Raw genomic sequence first — 16,629 nt, 5'->3', positions numbered from 1 at the left:
GTCAGTGGGGACGTTCTTCGACCGGCAGCCAGATTTCCACGCCGCCCTGGCCGGTGTGCTCATCGAACCGGGCGTCGTAGCGCTCCAGGTCCGGCGCATCGGCAAGGCTCAGGTTGGACGCAGGAAGATAATGATCCAGCAACCAGAACCAGGTCGAGCGGATGGCCGAGATGTGTCCGCCGTGCCAGGCCACCAGGTAGCGGCGCGCCGGGATGTCCACGCGTTGCCAGTGCGCAGGCACGTTCGGTACCGTGCTTGCCGGCAGTGCCGCGATGTAGTCGAAGCCGCCATCGTCATCACTGTTGCAGCACACGCCGAAGCTGACCGGTGCCGGCGTCGGCCACTCGCGGTTGAGCTGGGCCCATTGGCCCGGAATGGCGCCGCTGCTGTCGCGGGTATGCCGCATGCCGACGCCTGCCACCTGGAACGCGGGCGTATCGAGCAGCCGGGGGGCTTCAATGCAGGCTGACGGGGCCTCGTCCAGCCGGATCGCCTGCACCAGCGCCAGCCCATCGGTGCCCTGTTCGCGTACCCGTTCCGGTGTCTGCCCGAACAGTTCGCTGAAGGCCCGGGTGAAGGCGGCATGGGTGGTGTAGCCGGCCCCCAGCGCCACCTGCAGGATGTCGCCTGCGCCGTTGGCCAACCGCTGCGCGGCAGCGGTCAGGCGGCGCCCGCGCAGGTAGCGCACCACCGAGGTGCCGGTGCGGGCCTGGAACAGGCGTGACAGATGGAACGGCGACAGCCCCGCTGCGGCGGCAATATCGGCCAGCGCCAGGGGCTGGTCCGCATGGGTCTCGATGTACCACAACGCCTTGCCTGCCGCGCTCATCCTGCCGTCCCCGATTCCGATGCCGGGCACAGTAGCGGATCGGCTGGCTCGGCGTTTAGCAGTTCTTGCGCCTGTGCCGCATCAAGCTGTCGCACTGACGTCATGGCTCCTTCACACATCGCGCCGAGACTGCGCGCCTTGTCCACGCCTGTTGTTTCCGAGCAGGTGCTGGCCCTGTCGCGTCCTCCCGGAGCCCTGCCGTGCATCGTTCGAAGCTTTCGCGTTCCATCCTCCTTGCCCTTTCCATGGCCAGCGCAGGAGGCGCGATCGCAGCGGAGGCCGATGCGGTCGATGCCGCGGGCAGCAGCCGTGCGGCGCCCACCCAGCTCGACGCGATGCTGGTCACCGGCACCCGCGCCTCCAACCGCACCCAGTTCGAAACGCTGGCGCCGGTGGACGTGTTCACCAAGGAAGACATCAAGTCCGTCGAGTCGACCGATCTGAAGGACGTGCTGGCACAGCTGGTGCCGTCATTCGTGGTACAGCGCCTGCCGATGGCGGACGGCCAGGTGTTCGTGCGCCCGGCGACGCTGCGTGGCCTGTCGCCGGACCAGACCCTGGTGCTGGTCAACGGTCGCCGCTTCCATCGCAGCGCGCTGCTCGGCAACCGCGGTGCGCAGGCGGCCGACCTGGCGCAGATTCCGACCAGTGCGATCAAGCGCATCGAAGTGCTGCGCGATGGTGCCTCGGCGCAGTACGGCTCGGACGCCATCGCCGGCGTCATCAACATCATTCTCGAGGATGGCCCCGGTACCGAGATCACTGCCGGCTATTCGCAGTATGCGCAGGGCGATGGCGCGTCGCGCGATTTCAGTGCGCGCACCGGCTGGTCGTTGGGTGACTACGGCAGCCTGGTGCTGTTCGCCGAATCGTCCAATTCCGACGCCACCTCGCGCACCCGCCAGCGCCCGGATGCGATCGCCTTCCAGGCCGCGCATCCGGATCTGGACGTGCCCAACCCGGTACAGCGCTGGGGCCAGCCGGAACTGGAAAGCCGCCGCGTCGGCTTCAATGTGAAGGCCAACGCCAGCGACACGCTGGAGCTCTATGCCTTTGGCCTGTACAGCCACAGCGATGGTGTCAGCGATTTCAACTGGCGCAACCCGGACACCACCACCGGTGCCTACCGCACCACGGCGATCTTCCCCGGCTGGAACCTGCGTTCGATCTATCCGGTGGGCTTCAGTCCGCAGTACGGCAACGTCCAGAACGACCTGCAACTGGTCGGTGGCCTGCGTGGCGAGATCACGCCGAAGCTGCGCTGGGATGTCAGCGCCTCGTATGGCCGCAATGCCATCGACTACAGCCTGAAGAACTCGATCAACGCCTCGCTGGGCCCTGCCAGCCCGACCGCGTTCGATCTCGGCCGCCTGACCCAGACCGAGAAGAACGCCAACGCCGACTTCAATTACGAGTGGGACGTGGCCGCGCTGTCCAAGCCGATCAACGTCGCCTTCGGCGGCGAGTTCCGCCAGGAGACCTACCAGGTGCGCGCCGGTGATCCCGCCTCGTACGCGGTAGGCCCGGGCGCGGCCGCGGGCCTGGAAGCCAACTCCAACGGCGCACCGGGCTTCTCGGCCAGCCAGGCCGGGCAGTGGAGCCAGCGCAGCAAAGCGGCCTATGTGGATATGGAAGTGCCGCTGGGCGAGCGCTGGAGCATCGGTGCGGCCAGCCGTTACGAGGACTTCACCAGCTTCGGCAGCACCCTGGACGGCAAGCTGTCCGCACGTTTTGCGATTACCCCGGACGTAGCCCTGCGCGGTACCGTGTCCACCGGCTTCCGTGCACCGACCCCGGCGCAGCTCAACACCACCAGTACCACCCAGGGGCTGGATACGCGCACGCTTCAGATCTTCACCAGTGGCCGCCTGTCGCCGAACGATCCGCTGGCGCAGCTGCTCGGTGCACAGCCGCTGAAGCCGGAGGAATCGCGTACCGCGTCGCTGGGCCTGACCTGGCGTACCGACCTGGGCCTGTCCGGCTCGGTGGATGTCTACCAGATCAAGCTCACCGACCGCTTCAGCCAGTCGGCCAGCTTCGCCATTCCTGCCGGTACTCCCAATCCGCTGGGCTATACCTCGGTGAACTACTTCACCAACGACTTCGATACCACCACCACCGGCGTGGACGTGGTCGGCAGCTACCTGCGCGACCTCGGCGCGGGTCGCATGACGCTGACCCTGGCCTACAACTACAACCGTACGCGGGTGGACAACGGCAGCACCTCGGTGGCCACCAACGAAACCCAGCGCGTGCTGTTCGAAGACCGCCTGCCCGAGCACAAGGGCAGCTTCACCGGCAGCTGGGACATCGGAGCCTGGTCACTGATGGCGCGCATGCGCTACTACGGTGCCTGGACCGACTCCAGCGGCAATGCGGTGGGCGACATCTACCAGCGTTTCGGCGCGATGAGCTTCCTCGACCTGGCCGTGGGCTACCGCATCAACGAGCACCACAGCCTGCGCGTGGGCGCGGACAATGTGTTCGACCGCTATCCGGACGAAGCGACCTTCCAGGCCAGCCGCGGCCTGGTCTACTCGCGCAACGCGCCGTACGACACCGATGGTGCCAATGTGTACGCGCAGTACCGGCTGACCTTCTGATGGACAGCCGCCGCCGTAACCTGCTGCGCGCCGGCACGCTGCTGCCGGCCGCCGCTGCACTGTCTTCACTGCCCGCCATGGCCGCCGCGCGTTACGCTGCGCCCATGCAGATTCCCGCAACGACCGTGGCGCCGGACGTGCTGGCCCGCGATGAAGGCTACTGGGCCGCCGTGGCCAGCCACTTCGACATCACCGACGAAGTGAACCACCTGGAGAACGGTTACTGGGGCGCGATGGGCCGCGAGACGTTGGCCAGCTACCAGCGCCACACCGCCGAGGTGAACCGTGGCAACGCATGGTATGGCCGCCGCGAGTTTCCGGCGCAGTACATGGCGGTGCAGCGGCAGGTGGCCGGGTTGCTGGGCGTGGGCGCCGACGAGATCGCACTGACCCGTGGCGCCACCGAAGCGATGCTGGCCCTGATCGGCGGCTACAACCGCCTGCAGCCTGGCGAACAGGTGCTCTACGCCGACATCGACTACGACAGCATGATCGGCGCGATGCGCTGGCTGCAACAGCGTCGTGGCGTGCAGGTGGAGCGCATCGCGCTGCCGGCGGTGCCGGACCACGCACAGATCCTGCAGGCGTATGAGGACGCATTCGCGCGGCTTCCGCGCCTGAAACTGGTGCTGCTGACCCAGGTCAGCCACCGCCATGGGCTGGTGTTGCCGGTGGCGGAAATCGCCGAGCGTGCGCGTGCGCGCGGCATCGATGTGATCGTTGATGCCGCGCATGGGTTTGGCCAGATCGACTACGTGGTGCCGCAGCTGAAGGCTGACTTCGTCGGCATCAACCTGCACAAATGGATCGGGGCGCCGGTCGGTGTCGGCGCGATGTATGTGCGCAGGGGCCGCGTTGCGGACCTTGACCCGTACATGGGCGAGACCGACGACGGCCGCGTGGGCAGCCGCGTGCACACCGGTACGGTCAACTTCGCCGCCTACCTGGCACTGCCGGAAGCCATTGCCCTGCACCAGCGCATCGGCGTGGCCAACAAGCAGGCGCGCCTGCGCTACCTGCGTGAGCGCTGGACGCTGCCGGCGCGGCAGATGGCGCATATCGAAGTGCTGTCTTCGCCGGACCCGGCGCTGGCGAGTGCATTGGCCAGCTTCCGCCTGCGCGGGCGCACCAGCGCGGCTGACAATATCGCGCTGCAGAAGCGCCTGCTGGACGAGCATCGCGTGTTCACCACCCATCGCGACGGCTTGGACTCCGGCGCCTGCGTGCGGGTGACACCGTCGGTGTTCACCCGGCCGGCGCAGATGGATGCGCTGGTGAAGGCGCTCTTCGCCCTGGCCTGACCCTGCTTTGGTAGGTGCCAACCTTGGTTGGCACATTCCAACCACGCATGGCGTGGAGGCTCCCCGCCTAGCGCTCGATCGCCGGCAAGGCATCCGACAACAACAACCGATCAATCCGCCGCAGCGCACTTTCCAGCTGCCGGCGATCCGCCGCCAGCCCCAGCGACAGCCGCACGCCGTTCTGTTGCAGCACCCCGGGCGGGCAGAACGCCGATGACGGTGCGATCGCCAGTCCCTGCAGCTGCGCGGTACGCACTAGCGTGGCGTCGGTCCACGGCGCCGGCACCCGGCACCAGGCATGCAGGCCCCCGGCACGCTGCAGCAGCGACGGCGCGAGCAGGTAGCGCGCCATGCGCATGCGTTCGCGCGCCTCGGTACGCACCTGGGCCAGCAGTGACTGCGGCGAACCATCCAGCAGTAGCTGGCTGGCCAGCGCCGACACCAGCGGATGCCCCATCAACCGGGTGGCCCGCAGGGCCGATGCCATCGCCTCGGCGTGCGCGGCGCTCGGGCATTGCACGAAGGCGGTGCGCAGACCGGGGCTGATCACCTTCGACAGCGTCGCCACATGGAACACATGACGCGGTGCCAGCGTTGCCAGCGGTATCGGCGCCTCTTCGGCAAGGTGCCAGTACGGATCATCCTCGATCGCCAGCAGGCCCTCGCTTTTCAGCACGCATGCCAGCGCTTCGCGCCGCTGCAACGACAGGGTCAGCGCGGTTGGGTTCTGGCAGGTGGGATTGAGATAGACCAGCCGCGCGCCGCCGTTGCGCGCGTGCCGGGCCAGCGCCTCGGGGCACATGCCGTGTTCGTCGCCTTCCACCGGTACAAGCCGCCGGCCAAGTGCCCGCGCGGCCTGCAGCAGGCCCGGGTAGACCAGCGTGTCGCACAGGATTGCGTCGCCATCGCGTCCCTGGCTGACCAGGATGGCGGCCAACGCCACCTGCGCGCCTTCGGTCAGCAGCAGGCAGTTGTCATCCACGGTGCCCAGCATCGGCTGCAGCCAGCGCGCTGCTGCATGGCGATCAGTGGGGTTGCCACCACCCAGGTGATAGGTCATCAGGTTAGGTGCGTTGCTGCGTGCAAGCACGGCGGCGGCACCGCGGCGCAGGGTCTCGGCCAGCGCATCGGCATCGGGCACCGGCGGCACGTTCATGCTCAGGTCCACCACCTGGTCGAAGCCAGCCTTGGGCGGTGCGATGAAACTGCCCTGTGGTCCACGCGCCTCGATCAGGCCGCGCTTGCGTGCTTCATCGAACGCCCGCGTCACCGTGGTCAGGTCGACGCCGAGCTGCTGCGCCAACGCGCGCTGCGAGGGCAGGCGCTGGCCCGGCGCAAGACCACCGCGGCGCACCGTGCGTTCCAGCGAATTGACGATGCGCAGGTAGATCGGCCCGTTGTGCGCGAGCACGTCCTGCACCCATTCGCGGGCTGCGACATCCGGTCGCGGCATGTACGGAGCATGTCGGGGCGTATCGTTGCTTCCAACGGCGGGAGCCTGTCCATAACCATCGGTCGGTTCGGACAGGTGACCGCCGTTGTTGTTTGCGGCGGCCGCACCGGCCAGCGTCAGTGATGTCATTGCGCGTCCTCAGCGCTTGTCCTGCCAGGGGCAGTAGCAGCCCACGGCAAGCAGTCCTTTCGGGCGCACGGTTTCGCCGCGCACCAGTCTGTCCAGCAGCGGTTCGACGAAGCTGTTGGCCGAGTTGCAGACCATGCCGATGCTGTACGGGCCGGCGTAGGCCAGATGGCCCTGCCGGTCCCAGATCGCGACAGCAGGGCTGGCCGGAATGTGCTCGATGCCGCCGATGGTCGGCAGGTGGATCACCTTGTTGCGCAGCGGCTCAGGCAGTTCGCCCTGGGTGCCCGGGCGGCGGATCGCATAGAAGTCGATGCCGGCGCGGCGGTACATGCTGATCAGGTAGCTCAGGTGCGCACCGGTCTCGCGGTTGCACACGCCGCAGGCCGGGTCCCAGAAATGCACCACGCGGATGCGGCCGGTATCCCCGGCCAGATCGGCTGGCAGGCGCAGCTGCGAATCATCGAAGACGATGGCCTGTTCGGTGAACGTGGATTGCGCGCTGTAGCCGAAGTACTGCCACAGCGCAGCCGCGACGCCGGCCATGAACAGGCAGGCGAGGGCGATCATCGTCGGCAGCAGCCAGCGGCGACGCGGCGCACCTGCGCCCATCAGGAATCTTCCCCGCCGAACTTGTGCACGTACTGCTTGCGCATCTCGCGGCAGGAATCGGCCTGCGCGCGGCGCTGGATCTCACTGCGGGACGGATCCTCGCTGCGCTGCATGCATTGCTCGATGGCGTGGCGTTCGGCCGCCTGCACATCCACGGTCTGCGGCTGCAGGCAGACCCAGGCCAGCGCGGCCAGCATCAGCACGACAAAGCCGCCACACCCGGCCATCACCAGGTGGAACTTCAGTTTCTCGGCGCGCATCGAGGCACGTCCCTTCATCCATACATTGCATACAAAATATCATCTTGTATGGATATCGCGCCATGCACGGCGTTCAGACGATGGCGCTGTGCCGGGCCTCGGGGGCCTCGGACAGGATCTCGTTCAGTTTGGCCAGCGCCCCGGCCAGTGCGCCCTGGTCGACCGCGCCGCCCAGCGACAAGCGGATCGCATTGCCCGGCGGCGGCTCTTCCACACTGAAGGCATCCGAGCTGGCGATGCCCAGCCCCTGCTCCTGGGCGGCCTGGATCAGCCGGTACTGGTCCAGCCGCGGCGGCAGCGGCAGCCACACGTGCAGGCCGGCCGGGTGCGCCCGCGCGCGGGACGGCAGGTACTGCGCGGCAATGGCCTGGCGCTCGCGCAGCTCCTGCTGGAAGCGCTGCACCATGTCCTGGGCCTGGCCGCTGCGGATCCACTGCGCAGCCACCGCCACCATCGACTGGGTCGGCATCAGCGCGATCGCGCGCAGGGCGTCCAGCACCGGTTCCATCGGCTCGCCGGCCGGCACCACCAGGTAGGCGGTGCGCAGGCCCGGGGCCAGGCACTTGGACAGGGTGGAGATGTAATAGACCGGACAGCCCGCATCTCGATGTGCGGCCAGCGGCGGCGCGGCGTCTCCGGCCAGCAACCAGTAAGGATCGTCTTCGATCACGGTCAGATCGTGGCGCTTCGCCACCGCCAGCAGGGCCTGCCGGCGCTGCGCCGACATCGTCGCCGTGGTCGGATTCTGGATGGTCGGCACCAGGTACAGCAGGCGTGGGCGACGCAGCTGGCAGGCCTCCTCCAGCGCGTCGGGCAGCATGCCTTCGGCGTCCATTGCCACCGGCGCCACGCCCCGCTGCAGCACGCGCGCGGCGGCCAGCAGGCCCGGGTAGGTCAGCTGCTCTGCAGCGATCAGCTCGCCCGGCTGGGTGCGGGCCAGGATCAGCGCGCACAGCGCGGTCTGCGCGCCGGGGCAGATCACCACCTGGTCGGCACCCACCGTGCCCAGCATCGGCGCCAGCCACTGCACGGCGGCGGCGCGGTCCTCGCGGGTGCCGGCGCCGACGTGGTAGCTCATCAGTTCGCCTTGGCCCAGCTGCTGGCCCACGTGCTGGAAGCCGGCCTCCATGCCCTGTGCGAACGGCGCGCTGCCCAGCAGCGGCGGGATGTTCATGCTCAGGTCGACCGAGGTGCTGCGGTTGCCAGCCGACAGCGCGATGAAGGTACCGCCAGCGCCGTGCGCATCCAGCAGGCCGGCCTGGCGCAGCTCGGCGAAGGCACGGGTGACCGTGGTCAGGTCCACGCCCACCTGCTGGGCCAGGTCGCGCTGCGGCGGCAGGCGGTCACCCGGGCGCAGCACGCCGTCATCCACCGCATCGCGTACCTGCTGGGCAATCTGCAGGTACAGCGGGCCGGCGCCTTCGCGGAAGGGGCGAACCCAGGTGCGATTGGGGTGTTTCAGGCGGCGGCCGGCGGCAGGTGGCGTCATCGGTCAGTTTTTTCCATACGTGCAGATGCACAAGTCCATACAATGATGTATTTTGTATGGGCTTGATTGGAATGGTTCGCCTTCTTGTAGGCGGCCTCGTACCCACAGTGTAGCCGCTCCACGCCCGGGCGCTGCGCGCAGGCGAGCCGGTCAAGCGCGCTTCTTCAACAGGGTTGACCTCCAATGAATATCTGCTGGAACCGCATCCGCCTGGCGCTGGTCGCCCTGGCCTGCGTCGGCCTGTCAGGCTGTGACTGGGTGCTGCTGGATTCGAAGGGCATGGTCGGGCTCGCCCAGCGCGACCTGATCCTGATCTGCATCGGCCTGATGCTGATCGTGGTGATACCGGCCATCGTGCTGACCTTCGTATTTGCCTGGCGCTTCCGCGCCGGCAACACCAAAGCGAAATACATGCCGGACTGGTCGCACTCCACCAAGGTGGAGATCGTGGTCTGGGGCGTGCCGCTGCTGATCATTGCCGGCCTGGCGGTGATCGTGTGGAAGTCGACCCACGAGCTGGACCCGTACAAGCCGCTGGACGTGGCCGGTGAGCCGCTGCACGTGGACGTGATCGCCACCGATTGGAAGTGGGTGTTCGTGTACCCGGACCTGGGCATCGCCACGGTCAACCAGCTCAACTTCCCGGCCAACCGCCCGCTGGCGTTCAACATCACCTCCAACTCGACGATGAATACCTTCTTCATCCCGCAGCTGGGCGGGCAGATCTACGCGATGGCCGGCATGCGCACGCAGCTGCACCTGATCGCCAACGAACCCGGCCAGTTCCGCGGCATGTCCGGCAACTACAGCGGGCATGGCTTCTCGAACATGAAGTTCATCGCCACCGCCAGCAGCAACGAGGAGTTCGAGCGCTGGGTGGCCGAGGTGCGCAGCGCGCCGCAGGTGCTGGATTTCAACCAGTTCAAGGCGCTGGCCGCACCGTCGAAGAACGCACCGGTGCAGCACTTCTCCAGCGTCGAACCGCTGCTGTTCAAGAAGGTCATCGACCAGTTCATCGGCGTCGGTGAGAACACCGCTGCTGCTACCCCGGCGGGTGCTGCCGGTGGTGCCCAGGTTTCCCAGGAGTAACGAACATGTTGGGTAAATTGACGTGGGAGGCCGTGCCACTGCACGAGCCGATCGTCGTGGTCACACTGGCGGCCATGGTGCTGGGGGGCCTCGCGCTGCTCGGCGCGGTGACGTACTTCAAGCTGTGGGGCCCGCTGTGGCGTGACTGGTTCACCACCGTGGACCACAAGAAGATCGGCATCATGTACGTGGTGGTGGCGCTGGTCATGCTGGTGCGTGGCTTTGCCGATGCGCTGATGATGCGCGCTCAGCTGGCGGCGGCCGGGCCGGGCAGTGACGGCTTCCTGCCGCCGGAGCACTACGACCAGATCTTCACCGCGCACGGCGTGATCATGATCTTCTTCGTGGCCACCCCGTTCGTGGTCGGCCTGATGAACATCATCGTGCCGCTGCAGATCGGTGCGCGCGACATGGCGTTCCCGTTCCTCAACGCCTTCAGCTTCTGGATCTTCGTGGTCGGCGCCGCGCTGATGATGATCTCGCTGGGTGTTGGCGAATTCGCCATGACCGGCTGGGTGGCCTATCCGCCGCTGTCGGGCATCGAGTTCAGTCCCGGGGTCGGTGTCGATTACTACATCTGGGCGTTGCAGGCTTCGGGCATCGGCACATTGCTGACCGGCGTCAATCTGTTCATCACCATCCTGCGCATGCGTGCGCCGGGCATGACCCTGATGAAGATGCCGGTGTTCACCTGGACCGTGCTGGTCACCAGCGTGATCATCATCGCCGCCTTCCCGATCCTCACCGTGGCGCTGGGTGCGCTCACCCTCGACCGTTACCTGGACTTCAACTTCTACACCAACACGTTGGGTGGCAACCCGATGATGTACGTGAACCTGGTGTGGGCCTGGGGCCACCCGGAGGTGTACATCCTGGTGCTGCCGGCATTCGGCATCTTCTCTGAAGTGACTGCCACGTTCGCGCGCAAGAAGCTGTTCGGCTACAAGTCGATGGTGGGCGCCACGCTGGCGATCGGCATCCTGTCGTTCATCGTCTGGCTGCACCACTTCTTCACCATGGGCTCCGGTGCCAGCGTCAATGCCTTCTTCGGCATCATGACGATGATCATCGCCATTCCCACCGGCGTGAAGATCTTCACCTGGCTGTTCACCATGTACGGTGGCCGCGTCGAGTTCAGCGTGCCGATGCTGTGGACCATCGCCTTCCTGGTCACCTTCACCATCGGTGGCATGACCGGCGTGCTGCTGGCCATCCCGGGCGCGGACTTCCTGCTGCACAACAGCCTGTTCCTGGTCGCCCACTTCCACAACACCATCATTGGCGGCGCGCTGTTCGGCTACCTGGCCGGCTTCGCCTACTGGTTCCCGAAGGTGTTCGGCTTCACCCTCAACGAGCGCCTGGGCAAGTGGTCGTTCGCCTGCTGGGTGATCGGCTTCTACCTGGCCTTCATGCCGCTGTACATGCTCGGCTTCATGGGCATGACCCGCCGCATGAACCAGTACGACAACCCGGCGTGGACGCCGTACCTGATCGCCGCCTTCATCGGTGCACTGTTCGTGTTCGCGGGCATCATCCTGATGCTGGTGCAGATCTACGTGAGCGTGCGTGACCGCAAGCGCAACCTGGACCTGACCGGCGACCCGTGGAACGCACGCACGCTGGAATGGGCCACGCCGTCGCCGCCACCGTTCTACAACTTCGCCGTAGTGCCCAAGGCCGATGAGCTGGATGCCTTCCACGAAGCGAAGAAGCGCGGCCTGCCGCCGCCGCCGAAGAAGTACGCACCGATCCACATGCCGAAGAACACCGGCGTGCCGCTGATCCTCAACATCTGGATCCTGGTGCTGTGCTTCGCCCTGGTCTGGCACATCTGGTGGATGGCCGCGGCCAGCTTCATCGCGATGATCGTCACCCTGATCGTGCGGTCCTACGACGAGGACGTGGACTACTACGTCAGTTCCGAAGAGGTGGCGCGCACCGAAGCGGCCAACCTGGCCAAGCTGAAGGAGGTACGCGCATGAACCTGTTGACCCGCCCGGAGCTGGCCAGCGACACGCAGGCGCACGAGGACCACCACGAACACGACCATGGCCACGAGCAGGGCGGCATGAAGGTGTTCGGCATGTGGGTCTACCTCATGTCCGACCTGGTGCTGTTCGGTTCGCTGTTCGCCTCGTACGCGGTGCTCAGCACCGCCTACGCTGGCGGCCCCACCGGCAAGGAGCTGTTCTCGCTGCCGTTCGTGATGGCCGAGACCTTCCTGCTGCTGGTCTCCAGCATCACCTACGGCCAGGCCGTGCTGGCGATGCATCGTCACGATGCCTCCTCGGTGCTGCGCTGGCTGGGCGTGACCTTCGTGCTCGGTGCCTCGTTCATTGGCATGGAGATCTACGAGTTCTCGCACCTGATCCACGAAGGCGCCGGCCCGAGCACCAGTGCCTACCTGTCGGCGTTCTTCGCGCTGGTCGCCACCCACGGCCTGCACGTGGCCAGCGGCCTGATCTGGATGGCCGTGGTCATGCACCAGGTCTACCGTCGCGGCCTGACCCCGACCAACATCACCCGCGTGTCGTGCCTGAGCCTGTTCTGGCACTTCCTGGACCTGGTGTGGATCTGCGTCTTCACCTTCGTCTACCTGATCGGAGCCTTCTGACATGGCCCACGTCGAAACCTCGCGCGCCGGCAATGCGCACGGCTCCACCAAGTCCTACCTGATCGGCTTCGTGCTGTGCGCGCTGCTGACCGTGGTGCCGTTCGCGCTGGTGATGAATCCGGTGCTGTCGCGGCCGCTCACGCTGTTCCTGCTGGTCGGTTTCGCGGTGGCGCAGATCCTGGTGCAGCTGGTCTATTTCCTGCACATGGACCGCAAGTCCGAGGGTGGCTGGAACCTGGCCAGCTTCGTGTTCACCCTGGTGATCCTGTTCATCGTCGTCGCACTGTCGGTCTGGATCATCTGGAGCATGCACTACCACATGATGATCAACTGAGCCTGCCAACCGTGAAAGGCATTGCGTTCCCCCATCGTGGCCTGCGCCTGGCCGCAGGCCTGCTGCTCGGCCTGCTGGCCGGCTGCAGTGCGCAGTCGCGCATGGACTTCTACGCGAAGGACATCGCCTGCGAGGAGCTCGGCCAGCAGTGGTCGATGCCCGACAGCCACGGCACCGTGCGCGGCCCGAAGGACCTGCAGGGGCAGGTGACCTATCTGTTCTTCGGCTTCACCAGCTGCCCGGACGTGTGCCCGACCACCATGGTCGAGCTGAGCCAGGTGAAGCACCTGATGGGCAAGGATGCCGATCAGCTGCAGGTGGTGTTCGTCAGCGTCGACCCGGCCCGCGACACGCCGGAGGTGGCGCGAACCTACGTGGAAGCGTTCGACCCCAAGGCGATCGCGCTGGTCGGCAACGAAGCGCAGCTGGCAGCGATGGCCAGCGACTTCAAGGCGTTCTACGAGAAAGAGCCCGGCCCGGTACCGGATACCTACACCATGAGCCACATCGCCGGTGGCTACGTGTTCGACCGCCAGGGCCGCCTGCGCCTGTTCGCGCCGTACGGCATGCCGGTGGAAAAGCTGTTCTCCGACGTGCAGCGCCTGCTGCTCGAGCCCGACCACCCGGCCGCCGGCAACGACGCACTGGCCAGCTGCCACCTCGCGCACAGCGACACACTCGCCGCCCGCTGACACCACCTCTACCGCGGTGGGTGTCGACCTTGGTCGGCACACGATTAGTGAATCCGGTGGGTGCCGACCGTTGGTCGGCACACCCCCACACATCAATCCCCCGGCCGGCCAGGAGAGCCAACCGGCCAGGGGCACCACTCAACGCCTTACTTGGTCTCTTCCCACTGCACCACGTCCGGCTCGGTGGCGCGGATACCGGCGGTGGACAGCAGCTTGGTGGTCGCATCCAGCGCCGCGTTCACAGACGGGTACTCCACGATGGCCTGGCCCGAAGCCTTCGACACCTTCACAACGGTGCCTCCGGTGGCGGTTGCCGCGCGCTGGGCCGATGCTGCATCGGTGAAGAACACCTTGACCCGCGATGTCGCCACCACCGGCGCTCCGTCACGGGAGACCGCCGCCGCGAACTTGCCGGCACCTGCATCAGCAGGCGCGGCCGCTGCACTATCCAGCGAACGCTTGGTACGCGAGCTGGTGGTCGCCGCCGCCTGCGGGGTGATCGTGAACCGGCCGCCGCTGGCCTGCTTCACGGTGGTCGAGGGTGACAGCTGGAAGCGCGTGCCGCCCACATCGAACGAGCGGCCGGTAGCGGACGCCTTCAGTTCCTGCGCATCCACGGTCGACAGGGTCCTGGCCGGAGGAGTCTGCCCCGAGCTCTGTGCCCAGGCAGCGGAGGTCATCGCCGCGAAGGCGAGCGTGCTCAACAGAATGGTCGTCTTCATCATCAGTGCCCCAGAACGCGGATCTTGAAGAATTCGAGGTTGCCGCGCGATGCAGCGGTCGCGGCCTGCCCCATGTCGGTGACTTCCAGCGTCCAGGTGCCGCTGGCATTCTCATCCAGGAAGGCATTGCTGGACAGCAGGTCCCAACTGGTGAAGTTGCTCTGCGCGCCCCCCGTGCCCGAACCGATCGCGGTGAACGCCGGTTGCACCACGCTGCGGGTGCCGCTGGGCGACACCAGCACGAACTGCAGCTGGCGCGTGTTGCGGTGGTTGACCCGGAAGCCCAGCTGCACGCTTTCGATGTTGCGCGCGCCGTTGGCCAACTGGAAGGTCAGGCGTGCGGCGGCAGCCGAGGTGTTGCCGATGGCCACGGTACGCGTCGTGTTGCGCCAGCCGCTGTCGACCAGTGGTCCCAGCGACTGGAAGTTCTCGGCGACCTGCACTGCACGCGCAGCGTTGACCACACCGAAGCCGTACCAGTTGCTGTAGGCACGGTTGGCTGCATTCACCGTCCAGCCCGGAACCAGCGTGCGCCCATCGGCCAGCGTCACCGCCGGCTGGTTCGGGTGGTTGCGGGTGGCGGTGGTGGCCAGGATGTACTTCACATCGCGATAGGACAGGTTCGGGTTGGCTTCCAGCACCAGTGCCGCCACGCCCGAGACCATCGGCGCCGACGCCGAGGTGCCGTTCATCTTGGCGGTGTAGTTGCAGGTGCTGTCGATGGCCGACAGGTTGCTGTCCAGGGTGTTCTGGCGATTGGTGTTCTTGTTGCTGCCCTGCGCGCACCCGGTCACGTCGGTGGTGACGATGGCCGGGTCGTACGCGCGTGCCACCAGGCCGGGGGCGTACTGCGCCTGCAGGCCGTACTCGCCGCCAAAGGCCGACACCCACAGGGCCGAGCCGGTGGAGGAGTACGACGAGCGCACGCCATCGGCGCGCACCGCGCCTACGGTGATCACGTTGAACAGGTTGTTGCGCGGATCGCGGCCGGCCGGCACGCAGCCGGTGTTGCGGTTCTTGGTGTCCGTGGTGCAGACATCCTGGGTCTGGCTGATCGAAGCATTGTTGAAGTTGTTGCCGGCCGACTTCACGTAGATGCCGCCGCGGCCACCGCGCGTGCCCGACAGCGCCTGCTCGTACGAACGAATCGTGTTCTCGCTGTACGCCAGCGGCAGGTTGGGATTGCCCGGGCCGGCGCCCCAGCTGTTGTTGAACACCTCCACGTCGGCCGATTCTGCGCCGTCCCACCAGGCGTACTCGATGTTGCTCTGCTGGTTGCCCAGCGCTGAGCGCGAAATCGGGTTGAAGCCCTTCAGGGTCGCCGCCGGCGCCACGCCGCGCACGCCCAGGTTGTTGGCACCTACCGCGCCGGCGATGCCACCGACCATGGTGCCGTGGTTGTCGACATCCGGGTTGGTCGGGGTGGGGTTGTTCGAACCGTTGGCGAAGTTCTTGCCGGCCACCGCCGCCACGTTGGCCGCCAGGTCCGGATGCGCGATCTGCAGGCCGTCATCGACGATGGCGATGGTGACGCCCTGGCCGCGGATGCCATTGCGGAACAGGCCATCCACGTTCAGATCGTTGCCGGCCACCGGCAGCGTGTCGGCCGGGACCGTCTGCCCGGTGTTGAGCAGGTGCCACTGGATGCCCGCCAGTGGATCGGCCTGTTGGGCCTGGGCGGTGGCGGCCAGGCTGCCCAGCACCAAGGCAGTGGCAAGGGCCAGGCGCGCAGAGCGCGGTGGCGCGGAGCGTTGCGTGTGTCGCTTCATACACGAATCCTTCTGTTGTGAATCGGCATGGCAGGACGGCGGGGCGGGACTGCCCCATCGCAACGAGCCAAACGCGACACAACGAAGAACCCCCTACCTCTTCACACACCCAATATGCAGATGTGCAAATTGCGTCACAAACACTTAGTACGTCTGGTTATGACAGTGCACTCAAACATCTTCACGCCATCTTCGCGCGGTTGAAGTTGAGTCGTGGGAAACAGGAAGAACTACTTGCGGATGACCACGCACATGAAGAACGAACGCCAGCGCGGCCGCGCGCGCGCAGACCAGACCCCGCTCTCGGTCGCCGCCATCCGCAAGGTGGTGCTGGCCGTGCATACGCGCAGCCACGACTATGGCGACGATGCCGATATCGCCGAGTTGCTGCCCGAGCTGGCAGCATTCGGCATCACCACGGTGAAACCGCTACGCCTGTTGATGAAGCGGCACCGACGGGCCCTGCTGCAGGAGGAGCGGATCGTCATGCGACGCGCAGAGACGCTGCATCTGCGAACCGAGTGGCGGCCCGGTGGCATAGACGTGCATGCCAACACCAGTCGCTACGCCATCGGCGGCCTGGTCCGCACCAGCATGGAACACGAATTCGGATTCGAAACGATGCTGCCCTTCCATGAGGTGCGCGAGGACGAATCCGCGTAGCGCGGTGCCCGTTCGGCGGGAGTGGCAACCCCATCCCGGCGTCATCGCGCGCCCTCACATCGCGCTGTGCTAC

At 66.6% G+C, this 16,629-nt stretch carries 15 protein-coding genes; 8 read left to right on the top strand and 7 right to left on the bottom strand.

What is annotated here, in order from left to right; genetic code table 11:
* Position 1 precedes the first annotated feature (1 nt).
* On the bottom strand, positions 2 to 829 hold the full coding sequence (locus tag B9Y82_RS17500) for an AraC family transcriptional regulator (RefSeq protein ID WP_100474401.1): 828 nt from the start codon (positions 827 to 829) through the stop codon (positions 2 to 4).
* A 200-nt stretch (positions 830 to 1,029) separates the two neighbouring features.
* Here B9Y82_RS17500 and B9Y82_RS17495 point away from each other — a divergent pair, with 200 nt between their 5' ends.
* Positions 1,030 to 3,432, top strand: a complete 2,403-nt coding sequence (locus B9Y82_RS17495) for a TonB-dependent receptor plug domain-containing protein (protein ID WP_100474398.1) — start codon at positions 1,030 to 1,032, stop codon at positions 3,430 to 3,432.
* Entirely contained in the window at positions 3,432 to 4,733 is a 1,302-nt protein-coding gene (locus B9Y82_RS17490) for an aminotransferase class V-fold PLP-dependent enzyme (RefSeq protein WP_100474395.1), read from the top strand. The genes B9Y82_RS17495 and B9Y82_RS17490 overlap by 1 nt, the downstream gene beginning before the upstream one ends.
* A 67-nt stretch (positions 4,734 to 4,800) precedes the next feature.
* Here B9Y82_RS17490 and B9Y82_RS17485 read toward each other — a convergent pair whose 3' ends face one another.
* Genes B9Y82_RS17485 through B9Y82_RS17470 form a run of 4 tightly spaced genes read right to left on the bottom strand, consistent with a single transcriptional unit; the run spans position 4,801 to position 8,673 of the window.
* Complete coding sequence (locus tag B9Y82_RS17485; RefSeq protein WP_100474392.1) at positions 4,801 to 6,315, bottom strand: PLP-dependent aminotransferase family protein; 1,515 nt, start codon at positions 6,313 to 6,315, stop codon at positions 4,801 to 4,803.
* Between the two features lie 9 nt (positions 6,316 to 6,324).
* On the bottom strand, positions 6,325 to 6,924 hold the full coding sequence (locus B9Y82_RS17480; RefSeq protein WP_100474389.1) for a DUF6436 domain-containing protein: 600 nt from the start codon (positions 6,922 to 6,924) through the stop codon (positions 6,325 to 6,327).
* The gene (locus B9Y82_RS17475; RefSeq protein WP_238381630.1) at positions 6,924 to 7,202 is read right to left on the bottom strand and encodes a hypothetical protein; all 279 of its coding nucleotides are present in this window, start codon (positions 7,200 to 7,202) and stop codon (positions 6,924 to 6,926) included. The genes B9Y82_RS17480 and B9Y82_RS17475 overlap by 1 nt, the downstream gene beginning before the upstream one ends.
* Before the next feature lie 55 nt (positions 7,203 to 7,257).
* The gene (locus B9Y82_RS17470) at positions 7,258 to 8,673 is read right to left on the bottom strand and encodes a PLP-dependent aminotransferase family protein (protein ID WP_100474386.1); all 1,416 of its coding nucleotides are present in this window, start codon (positions 8,671 to 8,673) and stop codon (positions 7,258 to 7,260) included.
* A 183-nt stretch (positions 8,674 to 8,856) separates the two neighbouring features.
* On the opposite strand from B9Y82_RS17470, the gene cyoA reads away from it, so the two are divergent.
* From cyoA to B9Y82_RS17445, 5 genes are read left to right on the top strand one after another with little or no spacing between them, the layout of a single operon-like run.
* Positions 8,857 to 9,762, top strand: a complete 906-nt coding sequence (gene cyoA, locus B9Y82_RS17465) for a ubiquinol oxidase subunit II (RefSeq protein WP_100474383.1) — start codon at positions 8,857 to 8,859, stop codon at positions 9,760 to 9,762.
* Positions 9,763 to 9,767: 5 nt separating this feature from the next.
* Complete coding sequence (gene cyoB, locus B9Y82_RS17460; RefSeq protein WP_006474876.1) at positions 9,768 to 11,744, top strand: cytochrome o ubiquinol oxidase subunit I; 1,977 nt, start codon at positions 9,768 to 9,770, stop codon at positions 11,742 to 11,744.
* The gene (gene cyoC / locus B9Y82_RS17455; RefSeq protein WP_100474380.1) at positions 11,741 to 12,376 is read left to right on the top strand and encodes a cytochrome o ubiquinol oxidase subunit III; all 636 of its coding nucleotides are present in this window, start codon (positions 11,741 to 11,743) and stop codon (positions 12,374 to 12,376) included. The genes cyoB and cyoC overlap by 4 nt, the downstream gene beginning before the upstream one ends.
* 1 nt (position 12,377) lies before the next feature.
* Complete coding sequence (gene cyoD / locus B9Y82_RS17450; RefSeq protein WP_006399830.1) at positions 12,378 to 12,710, top strand: cytochrome o ubiquinol oxidase subunit IV; 333 nt, start codon at positions 12,378 to 12,380, stop codon at positions 12,708 to 12,710.
* A gap of 11 nt (positions 12,711 to 12,721) precedes the next feature.
* A complete protein-coding gene (locus B9Y82_RS17445; protein ID WP_100474377.1) occupies positions 12,722 to 13,402 on the top strand; it encodes an SCO family protein in 681 nt (226 codons plus the stop codon).
* 146 nt (positions 13,403 to 13,548) lie between these two features.
* Here B9Y82_RS17445 and B9Y82_RS17440 read toward each other — a convergent pair whose 3' ends face one another.
* Both B9Y82_RS17440 and B9Y82_RS17435 read right to left on the bottom strand, forming a co-directional pair.
* Positions 13,549 to 14,127, bottom strand: a complete 579-nt coding sequence (locus tag B9Y82_RS17440; RefSeq protein ID WP_100474374.1) for a DNA breaking-rejoining protein — start codon at positions 14,125 to 14,127, stop codon at positions 13,549 to 13,551.
* Positions 14,127 to 15,893 (bottom strand): S8 family serine peptidase, encoded by a 1,767-nt coding sequence (locus B9Y82_RS17435; protein WP_100474371.1) that lies wholly within the window; start codon positions 15,891 to 15,893, stop codon positions 14,127 to 14,129. The genes B9Y82_RS17440 and B9Y82_RS17435 overlap by 1 nt, the downstream gene beginning before the upstream one ends.
* Positions 15,894 to 16,145: 252 nt before the next feature.
* Between B9Y82_RS17435 and B9Y82_RS17430 the strand changes: the two genes are divergently transcribed.
* Entirely contained in the window at positions 16,146 to 16,556 is a 411-nt protein-coding gene (locus B9Y82_RS17430) for a hypothetical protein (protein ID WP_238381628.1), read from the top strand.
* Positions 16,557 to 16,629: the final 73 nt, after the last annotated feature.

The organism is Stenotrophomonas maltophilia (assembly GCF_002799155.1).
Lineage (GTDB): Bacteria > Pseudomonadota > Gammaproteobacteria > Xanthomonadales > Xanthomonadaceae > Stenotrophomonas > Stenotrophomonas maltophilia_R.
Note: the sequence above shows the minus strand (reverse complement) of the source record. Positions and strands in the feature narration are given on the sequence as shown.